This window comes from Clostridioides sp. ES-S-0049-02, from assembly GCF_020658465.1.
In the GTDB taxonomy this organism is placed as follows: domain Bacteria; phylum Bacillota; class Clostridia; order Peptostreptococcales; family Peptostreptococcaceae; genus Clostridioides.
In genome coordinates this window covers 370,122-388,383 of the sequence record NZ_JACVWG010000002.1, presented here as the reverse complement: position 1 = coordinate 388,383, position 18,262 = coordinate 370,122, and the positions used below count along the sequence as shown (strand labels likewise).

At 28.2% G+C, this 18,262-nt stretch carries 18 protein-coding genes; all 18 read right to left on the bottom strand.

Annotation, left to right across the window (positions count from 1 at the left end):
* Positions 1-285: 285 nt before the first annotated feature.
* Positions 286-1,617, bottom strand: coding sequence for an MATE family efflux transporter (locus IC213_RS07970; RefSeq protein ID WP_227434374.1), 1,332 nt, complete (start codon positions 1,615-1,617; stop codon positions 286-288).
* Positions 1,610-2,044 carry a MarR family winged helix-turn-helix transcriptional regulator gene (locus IC213_RS07965; RefSeq protein ID WP_227434373.1) on the bottom strand — a complete coding sequence of 145 codons (435 nt, stop codon included), beginning with the start codon at positions 2,042-2,044 and terminating at the stop codon, positions 1,610-1,612. The genes IC213_RS07970 and IC213_RS07965 overlap by 8 nt, the downstream gene beginning before the upstream one ends.
* Positions 2,045-2,258: 214 nt before the next feature.
* Positions 2,259-2,879 carry a YhbD family protein gene (locus IC213_RS07960; RefSeq protein WP_227434372.1) on the bottom strand — a complete coding sequence of 207 codons (621 nt, stop codon included), beginning with the start codon at positions 2,877-2,879 and terminating at the stop codon, positions 2,259-2,261.
* 7 nt (positions 2,880-2,886) lie between these two features.
* Positions 2,887-3,657, bottom strand: coding sequence for a polymer-forming cytoskeletal protein (locus IC213_RS07955; RefSeq protein ID WP_227830871.1), 771 nt, complete (start codon positions 3,655-3,657; stop codon positions 2,887-2,889).
* Between the two features lie 39 nt (positions 3,658-3,696).
* Positions 3,697-4,518, bottom strand: coding sequence for a hypothetical protein (locus IC213_RS07950; RefSeq protein ID WP_227862962.1), 822 nt, complete (start codon positions 4,516-4,518; stop codon positions 3,697-3,699).
* 254 nt (positions 4,519-4,772) lie between these two features.
* Positions 4,773-6,683 carry a 2-aminoethylphosphonate--pyruvate transaminase gene (gene phnW / locus IC213_RS21295; RefSeq protein ID WP_227830873.1) on the bottom strand — a complete coding sequence of 637 codons (1,911 nt, stop codon included), beginning with the start codon at positions 6,681-6,683 and terminating at the stop codon, positions 4,773-4,775.
* Between the two features lie 241 nt (positions 6,684-6,924).
* Entirely contained in the window at positions 6,925-7,710 is a 786-nt protein-coding gene (locus tag IC213_RS07940) for a DeoR/GlpR family DNA-binding transcription regulator (RefSeq protein ID WP_227434368.1), read from the bottom strand.
* A gap of 308 nt (positions 7,711-8,018) precedes the next feature.
* The gene (gene dltC, locus IC213_RS07935) at positions 8,019-8,249 is read right to left on the bottom strand and encodes a D-alanine--poly(phosphoribitol) ligase subunit DltC (RefSeq protein ID WP_227434367.1); all 231 of its coding nucleotides are present in this window, start codon (positions 8,247-8,249) and stop codon (positions 8,019-8,021) included.
* Positions 8,250-8,267: 18 nt separating this feature from the next.
* Positions 8,268-9,416 carry a D-alanyl-lipoteichoic acid biosynthesis protein DltB gene (dltB, locus tag IC213_RS07930; RefSeq protein ID WP_227434366.1) on the bottom strand — a complete coding sequence of 383 codons (1,149 nt, stop codon included), beginning with the start codon at positions 9,414-9,416 and terminating at the stop codon, positions 8,268-8,270.
* Positions 9,416-10,930 carry a D-alanine--poly(phosphoribitol) ligase gene (locus IC213_RS07925; RefSeq protein ID WP_227434365.1) on the bottom strand — a complete coding sequence of 505 codons (1,515 nt, stop codon included), beginning with the start codon at positions 10,928-10,930 and terminating at the stop codon, positions 9,416-9,418. Before IC213_RS07925 ends, dltB begins: the two co-directional genes overlap by 1 nt.
* A 14-nt stretch (positions 10,931-10,944) precedes the next feature.
* Complete coding sequence (locus tag IC213_RS07920; RefSeq protein WP_227434522.1) at positions 10,945-11,085, bottom strand: hypothetical protein; 141 nt, start codon at positions 11,083-11,085, stop codon at positions 10,945-10,947.
* Entirely contained in the window at positions 11,051-12,241 is a 1,191-nt protein-coding gene (dltD, locus tag IC213_RS07915; RefSeq protein ID WP_227434364.1) for a D-alanyl-lipoteichoic acid biosynthesis protein DltD, read from the bottom strand. The genes IC213_RS07920 and dltD overlap by 35 nt, the downstream gene beginning before the upstream one ends.
* Before the next feature lie 242 nt (positions 12,242-12,483).
* Positions 12,484-13,455, bottom strand: a complete 972-nt coding sequence (locus IC213_RS07910) for a Gfo/Idh/MocA family protein (protein ID WP_227824333.1) — start codon at positions 13,453-13,455, stop codon at positions 12,484-12,486.
* A gap of 36 nt (positions 13,456-13,491) precedes the next feature.
* Entirely contained in the window at positions 13,492-14,511 is a 1,020-nt protein-coding gene (locus IC213_RS07905) for a Gfo/Idh/MocA family protein (protein ID WP_227862961.1), read from the bottom strand.
* Positions 14,512-14,706: 195 nt separating this feature from the next.
* Positions 14,707-15,240, bottom strand: a complete 534-nt coding sequence (locus IC213_RS07900) for a putative ABC transporter permease (protein ID WP_227434361.1) — start codon at positions 15,238-15,240, stop codon at positions 14,707-14,709.
* Between the two features lie 101 nt (positions 15,241-15,341).
* Positions 15,342-16,022 (bottom strand): HAD family hydrolase, encoded by a 681-nt coding sequence (locus tag IC213_RS07895; protein WP_227434360.1) that lies wholly within the window; start codon positions 16,020-16,022, stop codon positions 15,342-15,344.
* Positions 16,023-16,050: 28 nt separating this feature from the next.
* Entirely contained in the window at positions 16,051-17,340 is a 1,290-nt protein-coding gene (locus IC213_RS07890) for a hemolysin family protein (RefSeq protein ID WP_227434359.1), read from the bottom strand.
* Positions 17,341-17,570: 230 nt separating this feature from the next.
* Positions 17,571-18,245 carry a flavodoxin family protein gene (locus IC213_RS07885; protein WP_227434358.1) on the bottom strand — a complete coding sequence of 225 codons (675 nt, stop codon included), beginning with the start codon at positions 18,243-18,245 and terminating at the stop codon, positions 17,571-17,573.
* Between the last annotated feature and the right edge of the window lie 17 nt (positions 18,246-18,262).

The following is an 18,262-nucleotide window of genomic DNA, read 5'->3' as shown; positions in this document are numbered from 1 at the left end:
TAAATACAGTATTCTAAAAGTATAAAAAAACTTGAGAACTAATTTTACCACTTATTTAATATTTATCAAAGACTTTGATACAATAAAAATAAAGAGAAGTGCAATTATTAAAAATGGCACTTCTCCTTTTGCTGTTTCAATTTGTCATTGAATTTATATCCTACACCACATATTGTAACAATATATTTCGTATTGTTGGGGTATACTTCTATCTTATTTCACAACTTGCTTTTTACATTCTTATCTGTTGTAGTATGAGTAATAGGATTGACCTTAATTAAGGTTTTATTTACAATAGCCATAATGTTTTTTTCTAATCAAAAATAAAAGAGAAATAAATAACCCTAAAAATTCTGCAACAGGGACAGCTATCCAAACTCCTATTTCTCCAAATATATTTGGAAGAATAAGAATAGCACCTAAAATAAAAATAAACGTTCTAGAAAAGGATATAATAGCTGATGTTTTCCCATCAGAAAATGCTGTAAACATTGCAGAAGAAAAAATACCAAATCCCATAATCACAAAAGCTAGAGAATAGAAGGAAAAACCATAAAGTGTAATATTGTAAACATCACTGTTAATTGAAGTAAAAATAGTCAATGACTTTGTTATAGTCAAATGAATTAAAATATTCGATACTATTGAACTAATAATCAAAAATAATATACTGTTCTTAAATATATCTTGTAGTTGCTTTTTATCACCATGTCCATATTTAAAACTGATAATTGGAGCTATTCCATTGGAATAGCCAAAATAAATAGCTGTAAAGATGTATTGGAAATACAGGATAATTGTTATAGAAGCAACACCATTTTCACCATAATATTGCAAAAAAGTATAGTTAAACATAAATGTTGTTACAGCATTTGCTAAGTTTGTTACCATTTCCGATGACCCATTTGTACAAGAACGAAAAAGCACATTCCAATTTAGTTCTGGTTTCACAAAGTGCAGAGGATTATTTCTTGCAAAAAAGAAATAGGCTAAACCTACAATTGCAGGAATACAATAACCTAATCCAGTTGCAATCGCTGCACCAGCAATACCCATATTCAATGGAACCATAAAGATATAATCCAGCACAATATTCACAACTCCAGCTAACAACGTAACAATCAGACCAAGTGTTGGTTTACCAGAAGTAACCAGAAAAGTCTGAAATGCTGTTTGAAGAAAAAATGCAGGTGCAAAGCTAAAAAGTATTTTAGCATAAGTAATACACAAAGGAGCTTGTATTGAACTTGCACCTAAAAACAAAATAATTTCATCAATAAACAAGTTTCCAATAATAGCAATAAAAATACCAATCAATATTTCTACAATGATTAAGAAACTCAAATTTTTTCTTGCTTCCTCTTGTTTTCCTTCCCCCATCTTTCTAGCAACTATAGCACTTCCACCTGTTGCAACCATGATTGCTACAGCCATTTCAAAACTGATAGCTGGATATACCATATTCGTAGATGATAATGCTATTGTACCAAGCAAACGAGAAATAAACATACCATCAACAATAATGTACATAGATAAACTAATCATCATAATAACATTAGGAATTGCAAAAGATAGTAAAGAAGTAAATGTAAATTTTTTAGCTAATACATTATCCATTTTTAATTTCCTCCTTTAACAATTCATAGTATGCAGTATTACAAGCAATAAGTTGATTCCATTTTTCATCTCCTAATTTTTCAATAGCCTTTTCTTCCATGCTATGAAGTGGTTCTAATATTGAATCAGTAAATTGTTTTCCACTCTTTGTAAAAGAAACCAGACGCTCTCTTTTATTTTCAGAATTAGACGAAATAGTAATATATCCCTTCTTTTCAAATTCCATCAAAATCCCATGTACCGTCTGTTTAGGTAAAGCCCACCACTCACAAATTTGCTTTTGCGTACATACCTTATACTCATCTAAAGTATATAAGATAACTAATGCATTATAATTTAAATCATGCTTTTTAGCCCATACCCTGTATAAATCTAAAGTTCCACTTAAAACAGCATTTACAAGTTTAATTTGTTCACGAATTTCCATAATATCCCTCCCAATATAAAAGTACTAATCAGTACTATTTTAGTATAGTACTAATTAGGACTATAGTCAATAGGATATTTAAACTCTCAAAAAAATGTAGTATTTAAGAAAATTTATAGAAAAATAAAAACGCACACTTTTGCATTAGTGTGCGTTTTCCACATACTTAAATCCTAACTCTTTTCCTACATAATAAGTAATCTACAATAATCTACTATGATAACTTAATACTTATATCATTTATTTCTTTCATTAAGTCAATTTCAACAATTTTAACTACATCCTTTTCAAATTTTACTTGTTTATAATCCAAGCATCCTATTACAAATGGAACACCAAACTTCCTAAACAAATAAATTCTTCCATTTTCATTGTATATTGATTTAAAATTTTCTTCTATTATATTTACTATTAATTTTAATTCTTCAAATGTTATTGTGGATTTAACTAAAAATTTCTCTATTATACTCAATATAAGCAATTCCTTTTTGCCTATACTCTGTTCTTTTTTATATAAATTTTGAAATATTTCTTTTGTGTAATTACATATAGCTTCCTTCTCTAAAATAAAGTCAATGTCAAACTCTTTATTGGTATCTTTTTTTGTAAACATGTTTGCAATATCATCAAGAGATGTATCTTCTTTCATAGATAGTATTAACTCTATTCTCTCTAGTATTTTATCTCTTGGAAAAAACGTCTCTTGACCTGTAAAAGCTGATTTTTTTATAAACCATTCTTCTGGTATTATATTTTTTCTTTTCCATCTATATAGCTGCCCATAAGATATATTAGTTTTGCTTAATAAATCTTTCTTAGATATCAATTCTTCCATAATTTTTCTAGCCCACCTTTGTACTATTTTTTACACTCGAATTATCTGAAACTAACAACTTGTCACTGTATTCAATATTTTCAACATCACAATTGCTTACTAAGGATATGCTTTTTCCTCGTATATCCTTTATTGAAACATCTTCTAATTCAATAGAATCTCCCTCTATCAAATTGCATTTAAATTTGCCTGAAAAAATGTTAATAAATTTAATCCCAAATGTAAAAATATCTTTACTTCTACCTATTTCTATATTAGTTGCTCCTATCTCCTTACAATAAGAACCTCCTCCTGAATAGATATATATGTTTTCTCCATTTAAAAGACCATCACATTTTATTGCTCCGTGAACCTTTATATCTTCACATTCTATATTTTCTTTATTTCTCATTTCACCATAAACTTTTATATCCTGTGCATAAATACTTTCACTTACAATTAATTGACCTTTTACTGTAACATTATTACACTTTAAATTTCCATTAATTTTCTGTTGAGCAGTTATAATCAAGTCATCTATTTCTGCATCTCCATCTATACTAAGTTGCCCATTAACCCTTACACGTTCAGCTTTAAGACTCCCTTTTATAGTAGCTTTTCCATTTACTACAAAGTTTTTTATACTAATATCTCCATCAAACTTTACATTTCCAAATACATTTACTTCATTACATTTTACATTTCCTTTTGACCTAGCACTTCCCATAATTTTTATACTTTCATATTCTCCACTATTGATAAATCCTTCTCCAAGTATTTTTATAGTTCCATTTTCCATATCATTACCTCATTTTAAATTTTATTTTAAGCCTAAATATTACTTATCTTTATTTAGATTTACTTTTCCATTTACATTCTTTATTTCAACAACTATTGAACTTTCATCAATATCTATATTTTCACTGTACTCCAAACTCTCTATATAACAACCTTTGCCTATGTTAATATTTTTACCTCTTACAATTTTAACTTCACTATTTTCTAAGCTGATTTCATCTGCTTCTATAACATTTGCTAATAATCTACTTTCTGTATATTTTTTAACTGACAGTAGACCTAGATTTCTAAGATTAGAAGATGCCTTTTCAAAATCTCCACTCTTTTTTTCGGCTCTATAAAAGCTTTTACAATAATCGCCATGTCCCTTTTTTATATTTACACTACATGCACCAACTTCGTTTAGATTAGAAGTTCCATGCAAACTTATCTTGAGTTCTTCACAATTTAAAAATCCATTACAATCCAAAATTCCACTTAAGTCAACACTTTCGCATTCTACGCTCTTATTGATTTTTAGACATCCTTCTCCGCTAATAATATCTGACTTTAAGTTTCCTCCAACATTGATAATTCCTCCAGATTTAACTTTACTTGAATTTATGTCTCCAGTACACTTAAGAAGTCCAAATATTGTCACTTGTGATGCCAATATATTTCCTTCAATTTTACTCAATCCTGCTGTAAAAAACTCATTACATTCTGTTGTTCCAATCACTTTTGCTGAACCTGAAGAATCAAATTTATTACATTTTATATTTCCATCTATTTTTCCTGTACCTGCTATATTAACTTCATCAAAAATTCCACCTTTACATTTTCCCATTCCATTAAAATTTAGCGAACGTAATTCTCCATCCATAATGATTTCCTTTCAATAACTTATTTTGTTCTTGAATATAATATAACAAAACATTGTTACGTTGTCAAGTATAATAATCTCGATGAATAAAACAATGCTCCTTTAAAGACAGACAAAAAAATAATAGAGGAAATATTTTATATGAACTATGAATCTTTCTTAGATTTCCAATTCAAATAAAATACCCTCTATTATTTAACTATTTACATATACTTGTCTCTAAACTTTATAACCTATCAATGAACTTATATAATCTACATGTTGATAAATTTCTCGATTACCTCAGCTAATCTATCCATATCTTTTGGATAAACTTCTCCTATACTTCCTATTCTGAATGTATCTACATCAGTCAATTTACCTGGATAAATAACAAATCCATTTTCTTTTAGATAAGTGTAGAATTCCATAAATTCAAATTTTGCATTCTTAGGATATAGGAAAGTTGTTATTACAGGTGATTGAGCATCATCATTCACCAATGTATCAAACCCTAGAGATTTTAATCTCGAAGATATTGTAAATTGATTTTCTTTATATCTAGCATATCTTTTTTCAACAGAACCTTCTTCCTCTAGCTCTAGTAATGCTTGATAAAAAGCTCTTACAACATGTGTAGGAGAAGTAAATCTCCATTTACCATTATTATTCTCCATAGTTTCCCATTGAGCGTATACATCAAGAGATAAAGATTTAGCAATTCCTTTGCATTTAGCTAATTCTTCTCTGTTAGCTATTATAAAACCAAATCCTGGTACTCCTTGTATACATTTATTAGAGCTACTCACTAAAAAATCTATATTAAAGTCTTCAACATCAATTTTAATTCCACCAAAACTACTCATTGCATCAACTATATAAACTTTATTATATTTTTTTGCAATCTTACCTATATCTTGTATAGGATTTAATCTACCTGTAGTAGTTTCACAATGAACCATTGATATATGTGTAATATCTTTATTTTCTTTCAATAAATTTTCCACTCTGTTTAAGTCAACTGCTTCTACATCACTAAATGTACAGTCAACATATTCTATATTTAAATAACTGCATATGTCCTTCATTCTCTTCCCATATGCTCCATTTGCAATTACAAGAAGTTTACCATTCTTTGGAATAGTGCTTCCTATTGTAGCTTCCACTGAGAAAGTACCACTACCTTGCATTAATACACTTGTGTATTTTTCTGTATTTTTTGTAGCTAAAGATACTAGTCTTCTTCTAACATCTTGTACCAAATCATTATATTCAACATCCCATGTACACCAATCTTTTAACATAGATGCTCTTACTGATTTAGTAGTAGATAATGGTCCTGGTGTAAGTAATATGTAATCATTTTCTGGTACAAAATCTGACTTAATTGTTTCATTTTCTATTTTTACTAAAACATCTTCTAATTCAGCCATAGTTTCTATAACAAAATGTGCTCCTGCTTCTTTAAATTTCTTTGAAACTGCTTCCATCTTAACTTTTAATTCTTCTTTATCCATATTTTCTACTTCTTCTTGTGTAAGTCCTAATTCACTTGAACCTTTTATTACAGCAACACTCCACATTCCAGCATTTACACCTTCTTTTACATCACTTAATGTATCTCCAACTTTTACCATAGCACTCATTGGAGATACTCCCAAAGCTTCAGCGTTTTTATAACACATCCAAGGATATGGTCTTCCTTGAGATACTTCTGATGGAGTTACAAGAAAATCTGGTGAATATCCCTTTTTAGCTGCATTTGGTTCAACTATATTCATCATTTCTCTTGTATAACCTGTTGTAGAACCTATTTTTAATCCATTTTGTCTTAATCTCTCAATAGTTTCAACAACATGAGGAATTGGAGTTGTATACTCTTCTAGAGTTTCAAATAACATAGGTTCAAATTCAGCATAAAGTTTGTTTACATCTTCCTCTGTTGGAAATCCTCCAAAATTCTCTGCCCAAATATTTTTTATTCTATCCATTTCGCACATTTCTCTTATATGATCTATTTTTAATTTTCCCATAGGTTTTCTTGCTTCTTCCATTGTTACATCTATACCTCTTCTTTTAAATATCTCTATAAATACATTAAGAGGTGCAAAACATCCATAATCTACTGTTGTTCCAGCCCAGTCAAATACTACTGCCTTTATTTTTTCTCCATATAACTTTTTCATATTTATAACCTCCATAGATTCTCATTTAGAATTTTTGTGTTTTTAATTGTTTTTACTTTTAAAGTATAACTTTTTCATGTTAATTATACATCATATTTAGGTTAAATGTATATTAAATTTATGTTTTTAGTTGTTTTTACTTGTTTTTAGTTTTCAATATAAAAATCACATTAAAACTCTATACAAAAAATTAAAATTTGTAATCTTCTTTCTAGGTTAAATCTATGAATTTTTATCATTTCTATTTTGCTTCTATCCATGTTATATTTGATTCATTTAATTTATCTCTCCATTCATTTGGAGGTTCTGCATCACAAATAACAAAATCTAATTCATTCAAATCAGCTATCTTGTACATACTTACAATTCCTATCTTAGAACTATCACATAATACAAAACTTTCCTTTGAATTTCTTATATACTCTTTTGACAATAAAGCTTTACTTTGGTCTATGCTACTAATTCCAAAGCTGTCAATTATACCTTCACTAGATATAAATGCTTTATCTACATATAAGTTTTTCATAGCATCTATTGACATCTGACATGCTGTTCTTTGATGTTTTAAATTTACTTTACCACCAATGAATATAACTTCTCCATCAAATACGCCTTGGTTTTCATATGAAATCAACTTTGATAGCACAGGATAAGAACTGGTGATAACCTTTAGATTTTTTATAGAAACTATGTAATCCACAATTTGTAAATTAGTAGTCCCTTCATCTATTACAATTGATTCATTATCATTCACAAATTTAGCTGCATACTTAGCAATACTTTGTTTCTTCTCTAAATTAGTGCTATTTCTTTTTATATGTTCTGGCTCAATTACTCCATAATTTATTTTTACAGCACCACCATAAACCTTTTTTAACTTATTTTCACTTTCTAATTCTTCCAAATACCTTCTTATTGTTTCCGATGATACTTCTAGTTTTTTTACTAATTCTTTAGTATTCACCTTTCCTTTTGCATCTAGCAGTTCTAATATTTCTTTTTTTCTATCTATTGAATTTAAAGACATTAAGTTCTCCTCCTAAATATGTATTCTACTTTTATAAGATTATAATTAACATCTAAGCTCATAAAGTAATTCTAATATATGACAAAAGATATTTCACTCAATTTAATATAGTATATCTTACAATAGATATTACTATTAATTTATATAGCATGCAATCTTTCATTCATACCTTAAACTTTTCACTATTTTATTATTTATACAACTAAGTTATATCTCTTTACAATAAAAAAATCCATCAAATATCAATATTAGATGGACTTTATAATCTTTTATTATGTAAATTAATAATTAAACGTTTAGTTATTAATTTATTTTCTTGTTTCTAAGAATTTTACTAAATTATTTACAGTAGACATGTCTTTTCTTTCTAAATCAGTTGGTTGAAGTTCTATTCCAAGTCTATTTTCAATCTCAAGTAAAACTTCAATTATAGCTAATGAGTCTAAAAGCTCTGTTTCAAATAAGTTAAGGTCTAAATCATCTCTTATCTCATCAGTTCCTAATACATCTTCAAATATTTCTATAACTGTTTCCTGCATAAATTTGCCTCCTTAAAATTAAGCTAAATATCCTGAGAATATCAATAATCCAAAACATACAATATGGAATGTAATGAAAATTTGAACTCTCTCAAACCATTTTTCTTTTTTATGTTTCTTATAAAATTTAGATTTTCTCTGATATATATCAGTTAAGACAAGTGCTAAGCCTTGATACACACCATAAGCAATGTAAAACCAAGTTAGTCCATGCCAAAATCCCATTGTTATCATTGTTATCATCTGAGCTACATGAGCAGCAGTAGTTCTTTTCTTAAATCTTTTCTTTCTCATTGAAGACATAACAAATCTTGAAAAAATATAATCTCCAAACCATCTTGAAAGACTTATATGCCATCTTGTCCAAAACTCTTTCATATCCTTACTTATAAATGGTTTATCAAAGTTTATAGGTACTTTTATTCCAAATATATATCCTGTACCTATAGCAAATAAACTGTATCCTGCAAAATCAAAGAACAGGTATAAACTATATGCATACATATAACTTAAAATGTTTATAAACCTCATATCTTTAGGTATTATTGACACCCAATATGTATTTATCAAAAATGCTATAACAAACTTATAACCTACTCCCATAACAATGTTTTTTATTCCAGGCAATAAGTATTCTTCTAGATACTCTTTTCTAGATATTTTCTTCTCTAAATCCTGTTCAAATCGTCTTGACCTGTCAATAGGACCAGAACTCAGTGTTGGAAAAAACAACATAAAATAAAGCATATCTGAAATCTTAACTTCTTTTATAGCACCATCATAAATTTCAATAACCATTTGTATAGCCCTGAAATTTAAGTATGATATTCCAATAAATCCAATCAATCCAAAAGATGTAACTGGAGATATTTTATTAATTATTATCGGAAGCATTGATGCAGACAAAAATCCCCAATAGATATATTTGTTTTTAGTTTTTCTTCTTACATATTCGTATCCTTTGACTATTATTACTTCTAAAATGATAAATATCAACAAGTATTTAAACTGAACATCTATTCCTACAATCAAAAATATCATAAATAAACTTGCCAACATACCATAATACTTTATATTTTTACCCATTAAACCTAAAATCACTGCTGGTATTGATGTTAATAATAATATGTAAAGATAAAAATAATCTCCATACTGTGAAAAAATCATTAAATTTCCTCCATAAGTTTCTTTCTGTCTATTTTACCATTGATATTTGTTGGAAACTCAGAAATTATTGCAATATTTCTTGGAATCATATACGAAGGTATATACTTTCCTAGTTCCTTTTTTATCATCATCCCATTTTTGATATTACCTAAATCATTCTTCTCATTTAACTCAACAATACCTTTTAAATAAGCAATTTTTTCATCCTTATATATTGGTAAAACTACTGCGTTTTTTACATTATGAACTTTTCTCAAATTATTTTCTATATCTTCTATTTCAATCCTAAATCCATTTAACTTAATTTGAAAATCTTTTCTTCCACAATAGTATATATTTCCATCTAAGAGATATCCCATATCACCAGTTTTATAAGCTCGCCACTTTACACTATCTATTTCATCATAGAAAAATACTTCTTCAGTCTTCTCTTTATTATTAAAGTAACCTTTTGAAACTGATGGTCCAACTATTATAATCTCACCTTTTTCATTTTCTTTCAGTTCATTTCCATTTTCATCAAGTATTTTTATTTTACAATTTTGCATAGGATATCCAACTGGAAGGCTCTTTTCATCATCTATAGCTTCTTGAGTCATATCATTTACACTTACGCCAACAGTAGCTTCAGTTGGTCCATATCCATTGATAACTCTTGTATTTGGAAATCTACTCATAAGTTCTTTAGTAAGATTTTTTGAAAGTGCTTCTCCTATAAATATCATGGATTCAAGTTTAGGAAGCATCTTACTATTAAACTCTTTTTCTGTTACACATACACCTGCAAAAGAAGGTGTTGATACCCATACTGCAATATTAGATTCGCCAAATTGTTTGAATAGCTCTTTATAATCTGCTAGTACATCTTTTGATATTGAAAATAATGTAGCTCCATGAACAAGACCAGGATATATTGTTGTCACTGAAAGGTCAAAAGAATATGCTGCTTGATTCATTATTACTTTTTCACTTCCATCTATATTTAAATAAGGACTTATCCAATCTACAAAACTATCTAAGTTATTTGAACTTATTTGAACCCCTTTTGGCTTTCCAGTACTACCTGATGTAAATAGTATATATGCATTCTCGTCACCTTTTACCCAGTTTTCTTTATGTAATGACTTTCCTTTATACTCACTTATTATATCATTTAATTTATTCTTATCAATTACATTGATATCTCCAAAGTCTTTTTCATCACTAAAGTTAAATAATACTTTTGGTTTTACTTCCTTAGTAACTTCAAAAACTCTATCTAGTGGAAAACTAATATCAAGAGGAACATATGCTCTACCTGATTTTAAAGCTCCTATCATACATGCCATTATCATATTTTCTTTATTACCATAGATTACTATAGGAGTATCTTCTTCTTTGTATACATTTTTTAGAAAAACTGATATAGCATCTGAATACTCATTTAAATCTTTATAAGAAAGTTTATCTCCATTACATGTCAATGCTATTCTATTTGTATTTGAATATTTTTTTATTCCTTCAATAATTTTCATATAAAAATTCTCCTTTAAAATCCATTATAAATAAATGGCAACTCTTTAAATGGTGTAAATGTTAAAACACCTATTGCCAATATTATAATCATAGTTAAACAAATACTAGTTACTAATTCTTTATTGCTCTTTAAATATTTTAAATAATCTCTCACAGACATCTACCCATCCTTTCGTTCCAAGATGCATTACATCTCTTAAATAATATTTCTCTTTACCTTTATCTTTAAGATTCATAACTTCAAAGCCTTTACTTTCTGCTATATTCTGTGCCTTATCATAAAACTGATTTCTTTCTTTCTCAGAGATACCAGTTAAATCATAGAATTTGCCCATACTTGGAATTAGTACAACAACTGGTTTAATATCTAAGTCCTTGCATACATTTAATAAAAGCTTATAACTTTCAAATTCCTTAGATGTTACTAAGTCTATGCCCTTGTCTCTTCCTCTATATTGCTCTAGACCATCTTTAAAATGCTCATTGTAATAATACTTGTCAATGTTTAGAGGATTGTTACCTACTCTCTTCTTAGCATCTTCAATAGCTTTCTTTTTCTCATGTGACCAATTTATAGGTTTTTTTCTTCCTTCTTTTTTGTGTTTATCTAGCCTAATTAATTTCTTATAAAGTATCCCTTTTTCTTTAAGCTCTATACAGTATTTTCTCCCTTGAAAATAAGGCTCTAATAACACCTTCTCAGCTTTCTCATACACTGTCTTAGGTTCATATAGCTTGGCATACAATGCTTCTGCCTTATATTCGTCACTACCCCATAAAAGCTTACTTGATTTTTTTATATATTCAATCTTATTTTGTTTAGATATCTTTGGATTATCTAAAAAACGATAAAATTGTATTGGTGAAAACCTAGACTGGTAATGGTGACTTGTGACTCCATCTTTTTCCATAAACCATTGCATAGAAATTAACAAGACAACCTTCTTATTATCAATATTAGGATTCATACTTCCTAACACTGCAGCATCTTGTAATGTCTGAGTATAAGCTCTACCAATTGCAAATACTTTGTTTTTGCTCCTATCTGTATTAAAATAGTACTTTGGATGTTGTTTTGTTGAATTACTAAGTTCTGATGACCCCAAAATCATAATATCTTTTTCTCTCAAAAAATGATTATTTGCTGTAACACCTTTATCCTTTATATCACTTAAAGTATCATCCATAATTGGAAGTAGATTTTTCTCCCTCAAAAGTTCATCAGTTTTAGAATCAAGAAATTTGTCTAACCCAAATAAAAATACTACGCCTATTATAAATGGTGTAATAAAGTATATCAATTTTCTCATATTTTCTCTCCTCTAAAAATATTCAAATTTATGTTATTATTAATCATATTAGTTTTAATGTATATATTCAACTACAAAATTGTAATAAAATCTCCAAAACTTTTTTTTATTCTGTTACAAATTTGTAAAAAAAAAGAAGAAATTCACTGAAAAAGGAATCTTTTTAGTGATTTTCTTCTTTTTATAATTTGACATTTTAATACTTAATTGTGTATACAATTTAACTTATTTTAAAATTAAATTTACTCAAAAGTATATCTTAATCCCCATTGCTTTCTTATTTCATCCATTAAATTCATGACATCTATAGATGATTCTAGAGTATTGGCTTTTGTTTTATTTAATATACAATTATTGACATATTCAATTTCATACTTTAAAGCTTTTTCTGTATCACCATATTCTAGAGTTTCAATTCTTCCACCATCTGTATAAGTTATTGTAGCTTTTGATGCTCTTGGGAAATTTTCTACAGTTATAAATCCTAATTCACATGCAAGAATACCTCTTTTTGGCATCTTAGCTCTCATAGTTAATGATATTACAGCCATCTCATTCTCAGAATTCTTTAAAATTATTCCAGATTGTTCATCCACACCTGTTTCAAATTTCTTAACAGTTGTTAAAATTTCATTCGGTTGAGATGACATAAAGTACCTAGCAAATGAAAGTGCATATGTACCAATATCAAGCAATGCCCCACCAGCTAAATCTTGACTAAAAAATCTATTATTAACATCATAATCCTTGCAACTTCCAAAGGATACTTGTATCATTTTAATTTTTCCCAAACTTCCAGACTCTACTATCTCCTTTAATTTTTTATATAAAGGCATATAATAAATAGTCATCGCCTCTGCTACTATTAAGTTCTTTTCAATAGCTAAAGTTATAATATCAGTTAGTTGACTTCCATTTACTGTTATAGCTTTTTCACACAACACATGTTTACCATTTTTTAGACTTTTCATTATATATTCATAGTGATTGCAATGTGGAGTAGATATATACACTACATCTATATTCTTATTCTCTAGCATTTTATCATAATCATCATACACATTTTCTATATCAAACTTATTTGCAAAGTTTTTTGCTCTTTCAAGACTTCTTGAAGCAACAGCATACACTTTACAATTCACCTCACTCATAGCTTGTGCAAATTCTGATGCAATAGTTCCAGGACCCAATATAGCCCAATTTATATTCTCCATATTTACCACCTCATATCCTATATATTTTTAAATAAATTACAGACTGTCAGCTGGATAGACAATCTTTCCTTGTCTTCTTATCTCATCCATAATTCCCATTACTATCTTTGAATTTTCATGTGAGTTTATACCAGACTCTATTTTATTATTATTTATAAGAGTTATAAACTCAATAAGTTCATGATATATTCCTTCTATTTCTCTAGGTTTCTCTTCTTCTTTTTCCTTTAAAATAGATATATCTTCTTCAGTTCCATCTTTATATCTAATAACCACCCTTTCAAATAAATTAAGTTTTTCGATTATTATACTTCCCTTTTCTCCTTGTATCTCAGATGGTATGTAAGAATCAGCTATTTTAGAATACTGAACTACTGCATCCATACCATCATATTGGAATATAGCCAAACCTTCTCCATCTACTCCAGTTTGAAGCATATGAGAAAATGATTTTACACATTTTGGAGCACCAAATAGATTTATCATAGGGTGTATGCAGTACACTCCAATATCCATCAATGAACCATTTGACAGTTCTTTTTTAAATGCATTTTCTATAATTCCATTTTTATATTTATCATATCTTGAAGAATACTGACAATAGCTTCCAAAAAATCTTCTTATTTTACCTATCTTATGTAAATTTTCTTTAACTGCTTTAAAATTTGGAACACATGTAATTCTCATAGCTTCCATAAGCAATACATTATTGTCCCTTGCAACCTTTATCATTAATTTTACTTCCTCTAAGTTAGATGCTAATGATTTTTCACACAACACATGTTTTTTGTGTTTTAAACAGGTAACAGCTTGTTTTGAATGCATTGAGTTTGGAGAAGCTATGTATATAGCATCTATAACATCTGATTTAGCCATGGTTTCTAAATCGTCAAAAAACAGACTTGCCCCATGCATCTTTCCAAATTCCTTAGCTTTTTCTAAATCTCTTGAATATACAGCAACTAGTTCAAACTCTTCAATCCTAGATGCAGCTCTTAAAAATAGTTTTGATATATTACTTGTACCAATAATACAAAATCTTATTTTACTCACCATTCAAACACTCCTCATTTTTTATAATTTATTTTAAATAAGTAATACCATATAATAAATAATACTCTATATAAACTTTTGAAACTTATTAGAATGTTAACTTCATCAAATAAAAAAGAAAGCTAACTTTAAATGATTTCACCATTTTAGCATAGCTTTCTTTTAACTACAATCTAAACTTACCTTATACTTCTAAAGTTATATTATATCTCTATTTCCTCTCAGGAATTTTATAGTAAAAATTTCATCCACAAACAATGCTATCAATAATACAGTTGCTATAATTGGCCAATAAGGTATTATTAAACTATATAAATTATCAACTACATACACTTGAAGATACCTTACTCCAATAAAAGTCAATATAGTCCAGTACATAGAAAATTTTAAACATATTATTCCTCTATTATTGTACTTATAATCTGAATAATCCCAATATACCTTATTAAAATATACCTTCATAATTATGCCTGTGATGTACTCTACTGTTGTTGGCACTACTAAACATAGTAAAAGCAATGCAAATATATTATTTGGGTCAATAAACCTTGAGACCTCTATTATAATAGACATTGCAATTGCATACATTGGTTTAAATGGACCATTCAAAAATCCATCTTCTTGAAAATGACCTTGAGTAAAATAACTATATAAATTTTCAATTATCCAACCTATAAAACCATACAAGAAAAAATTAAATAAAAAATATAATAGAGAACCTACACTATCCATGAATATTCCTCCTAATTGTTTATAATTATTTTTTCTCATATTCATGGATTTATTCTAAATCAAAGAAATTAAATTTAAATTCTTTGATTTAATATTTCATATTATAGGCTACAACATTCTTTAGATTCTAAACTTTTTAGGTATTCTCTAACTTCTAATAAATTTTCAAGTATCTTATGTGATTGTTCTTTAATTTGTTCATCTGGTTCTTTTAAGTCAGGTACATTTATACATTTTATACCCCCATTATAAGCAGCCTCTACTCCCATAGGGGAATCCTCTATAACAATGCAATTTTCGGGATTAACATTTATCTTTTTGGCTGCCTTTAAGAATATTTCTGGATTTGGCTTAGAGTTTACAACATCATCTCCACAAACTATAGCATCAAAGTATTCTTTTAAATTTGCTTTGGCTAATCTTTTAACTGCTCTTTCTCGCTTTGTAGAGGTTGCAACTGCCATTTTATACCCATTTTTCTTTAAAAAAGATATTAATTCATTAACTCCTAATTTGATAGGAGCTCCTTCTCTATCCATAAATTCAATCATATTTTTAGTTTTCTCATCATACAAATCTAATATCGGCACAGAGCTATCATATATCTTAGTAAGACCTTCTATTATCCCTTTACGATTCCTTCCCATAACAGATGTATATATTTCTTTAGTCATAGTGTATCCATACTTTTCAAATGTCTCTATCCAAAATTCAAGAGAGATTCTCTCTGAATCAAACAAAACTCCATCCATATCAAAAATAATTCCTTCTACTTTTTGCATACAATTCCTCCAATATTTTTTGATATAATTATATTACACTTTTTATGATTAATTTTACAACCCTCAATTTATCCAATTCTAATATAGTAAAATTGTAATTTTCAAAAGTTACACTTTGATTTACTTTAATGTTTGAACCAAGCATATAGGATATCCAACCACCTATACTATCAAATCCATCATGTTCTATATCAAGCCCAAAGTATTTATTGATATCATTGATTGATTCAGTTCCATCAACTAAGTAAGAACTTGTTCCTATTTTCTTAATATGAGTTTCTTCTTTATCAAATTCATCTTGAATTTCTCCTACTATCTCTTCCAGTATATCTTCAATTGTTACTACACCAGATGTACCACCATATTCATCTACCACTATAGCAAGTTGGAGTTTTTCTTTTCTTAATTTCTCAAGAGCCTTATCTATAGTACAATTTTCTGATATATATATAATATCTCTAAGTATTTCTCCTAGTTCAATTTTATTTCTGTTTATTTTTTGATTATACAAATCTCTTATATGTACAAATCCTAATATATCATCTTTATTTTTCTTACATACTGGATACCTAGTAACACCTTCATCTCTCAAAATAGATAATATCTTTTCCTCCGAGTCACTTTCATATATACAAATCATATCAGTTCTAGGTACCATTATCTCTCTAATTTTCTTTTCTTCAAATTCAAAAATATTGTCAACTAATCTTTGCTCTGATTCATCTATAAGCCCACTTTTATAGCTTTCTTCAACTAATAATCTTATTTCATCACCTGTATGTGGCTCATCAACTTCATCTGCTTGTGAATATCCAAATGGCTTAAGAAATAAATCAGTGCTTAGATTAAAAAAGTATATTATTGGATATGTCAATTTATAAAATCCAATCAACAAAAAAGATGTACTTAGCATTATTCTCTCTGTATTATAAAGTGCTAAGGCTTTAGGAACAAGCTCCCCTATTACAACTTCTACCATTGTTATAATTAAAAAGGAAATAGAAATTGATATTGTATATATAACACTTTCACTAAGATTAAATATACTTATTATTGGCAATATTAACTCTTTAACTGTAGATTCTCCCATCCATCCTAGTGCAAGTGAACAAAGTGTTATCCCAAGTTGACATGCAGAAAGATATGAATTTAGATTATCTTTTATTATTTTACACCTTTTAGCATTATTATTACCTTCAGCTATCATAGTATCTATCCTAGAACTACGAAGCTTTACCATAGCAAATTCACAAGCTACAAAAAATGCATTTATTAAAACAAGTACTATTATAAGTGTTACATTTAATAACTCCCGCATAAAATATTGGCCCTTATAATCTTATAACATAAGAAATTTATAAGAACTCAAAGTTCCCCCCTTATATTTATAAAATTTAATTTATAATATATATTCTATCATATTTATTAATATATCTTATTTTATTACAAATAATTTTAAATACAAAATTACCCCTCTTAATATTTATGATGGGTTGTATCATATATTAAGAGGGGCTAATTAAATTTTACGTATGGGCAATATAAATTTTAGTGGTCTTTTACAGGACTTTTTTCAGTTTCACTTGTTATTCCTAATTCTTCTTTTTCAATATTCCATTTTTCAAGACCATATTTAGATATTTTAACAGCTTCTGCTAGACCTCTCCCAAGTCTTTTTATCGTATTCATGCCTACTTCATCATCTTTTGCACCTTGTTCTTTTGCATCTTTACTCCAAATACTAGCACCAGTGTATCCTCCAATAAGTCCTCCTGTTACCAATACCTCATGCATTAAAAAGAAATTTATTATTGGTAATCTGGCCATTTCTTGTCCACCATATCTAGTTCCACCAGTAGTTATAGCAGCTCCTACTTTATTTTGCAAATTACATCCATGTACTAAATACATATGTCTTAATCTATTTAACACAGCAGTCAATTGAGCAGTTATTCCCATATCATAAACAGGAGAACCTATTATAAATCCATCTGCTTCTAACAATTTTTTCTCTAGTTCGCCCATATCATCTTGTATAGTACATTTTTCTGCTTTTCTCATACAAGCATCACAATGTATACATGGACCTATATTTTTTCCTCTTACAGTCCAAAAGTCAGTTTCTATTCCTGGTATTTCTTTAGCTTCCTCTAAAGCTTGTAGTATTGCATATTCAGTTGCTCCTTTTCTTGGACTTCCACATATTCCTAGTATCTTAGCCATAACTATACCTCCCACAA

Bases quoted from the DNA above. Each gene is read 5' to 3' on its own strand.
- IC213_RS07970 (WP_227434374.1), bottom strand. From the start codon at position 1,617: ATGGATAATGTATTAGCTAAAAAATTTACATTTACTTCTTTACTATCT.
- IC213_RS07965 (WP_227434373.1), bottom strand. From the start codon at position 2,044: ATGGAAATTCGTGAACAAATTAAACTTGTAAATGCTGTTTTAAGTGGA.
- IC213_RS07960 (WP_227434372.1), bottom strand. From the start codon at position 2,879: ATGGAAGAATTGATATCTAAGAAAGATTTATTAAGCAAAACTAATATA.
- IC213_RS07955 (WP_227830871.1), bottom strand. From the start codon at position 3,657: ATGGAAAATGGAACTATAAAAATACTTGGAGAAGGATTTATCAATAGT.
- IC213_RS07950 (WP_227862962.1), bottom strand. From the start codon at position 4,518: ATGGATGGAGAATTACGTTCGCTAAATTTTAATGGAATGGGAAAATGT.
- phnW (WP_227830873.1), bottom strand. From the start codon at position 6,683: ATGAAAAAGTTATATGGAGAAAAAATAAAGGCAGTAGTATTTGACTGG.
- IC213_RS07940 (WP_227434368.1), bottom strand. From the start codon at position 7,710: ATGTCTTTAAATTCAATAGATAGAAAAAAAGAAATATTAGAACTGCTA.
- dltC (WP_227434367.1), bottom strand. From the start codon at position 8,249: ATGCAGGAAACAGTTATAGAAATATTTGAAGATGTATTAGGAACTGAT.
- dltB (WP_227434366.1), bottom strand. From the start codon at position 9,416: ATGATTTTTTCACAGTATGGAGATTATTTTTATCTTTACATATTATTA.
- IC213_RS07925 (WP_227434365.1), bottom strand. From the start codon at position 10,930: ATGAAAATTATTGAAGGAATAAAAAAATATTCAAATACAAATAGAATA.
- dltD (WP_227434364.1), bottom strand. From the start codon at position 12,241: ATGAGAAAATTGATATACTTTATTACACCATTTATAATAGGCGTAGTA.
- IC213_RS07910 (WP_227824333.1), bottom strand. From the start codon at position 13,455: ATGGAGAATATAAATTGGGCTATATTGGGTCCTGGAACTATTGCATCA.
- IC213_RS07905 (WP_227862961.1), bottom strand. From the start codon at position 14,511: ATGGTGAGTAAAATAAGATTTTGTATTATTGGTACAAGTAATATATCA.
- IC213_RS07900 (WP_227434361.1), bottom strand. From the start codon at position 15,240: ATGGATAGTGTAGGTTCTCTATTATATTTTTTATTTAATTTTTTCTTG.
- IC213_RS07895 (WP_227434360.1), bottom strand. From the start codon at position 16,022: ATGCAAAAAGTAGAAGGAATTATTTTTGATATGGATGGAGTTTTGTTT.
- IC213_RS07890 (WP_227434359.1), bottom strand. From the start codon at position 17,340: ATGCGGGAGTTATTAAATGTAACACTTATAATAGTACTTGTTTTAATA.
- IC213_RS07885 (WP_227434358.1), bottom strand. From the start codon at position 18,245: ATGGCTAAGATACTAGGAATATGTGGAAGTCCAAGAAAAGGAGCAACT.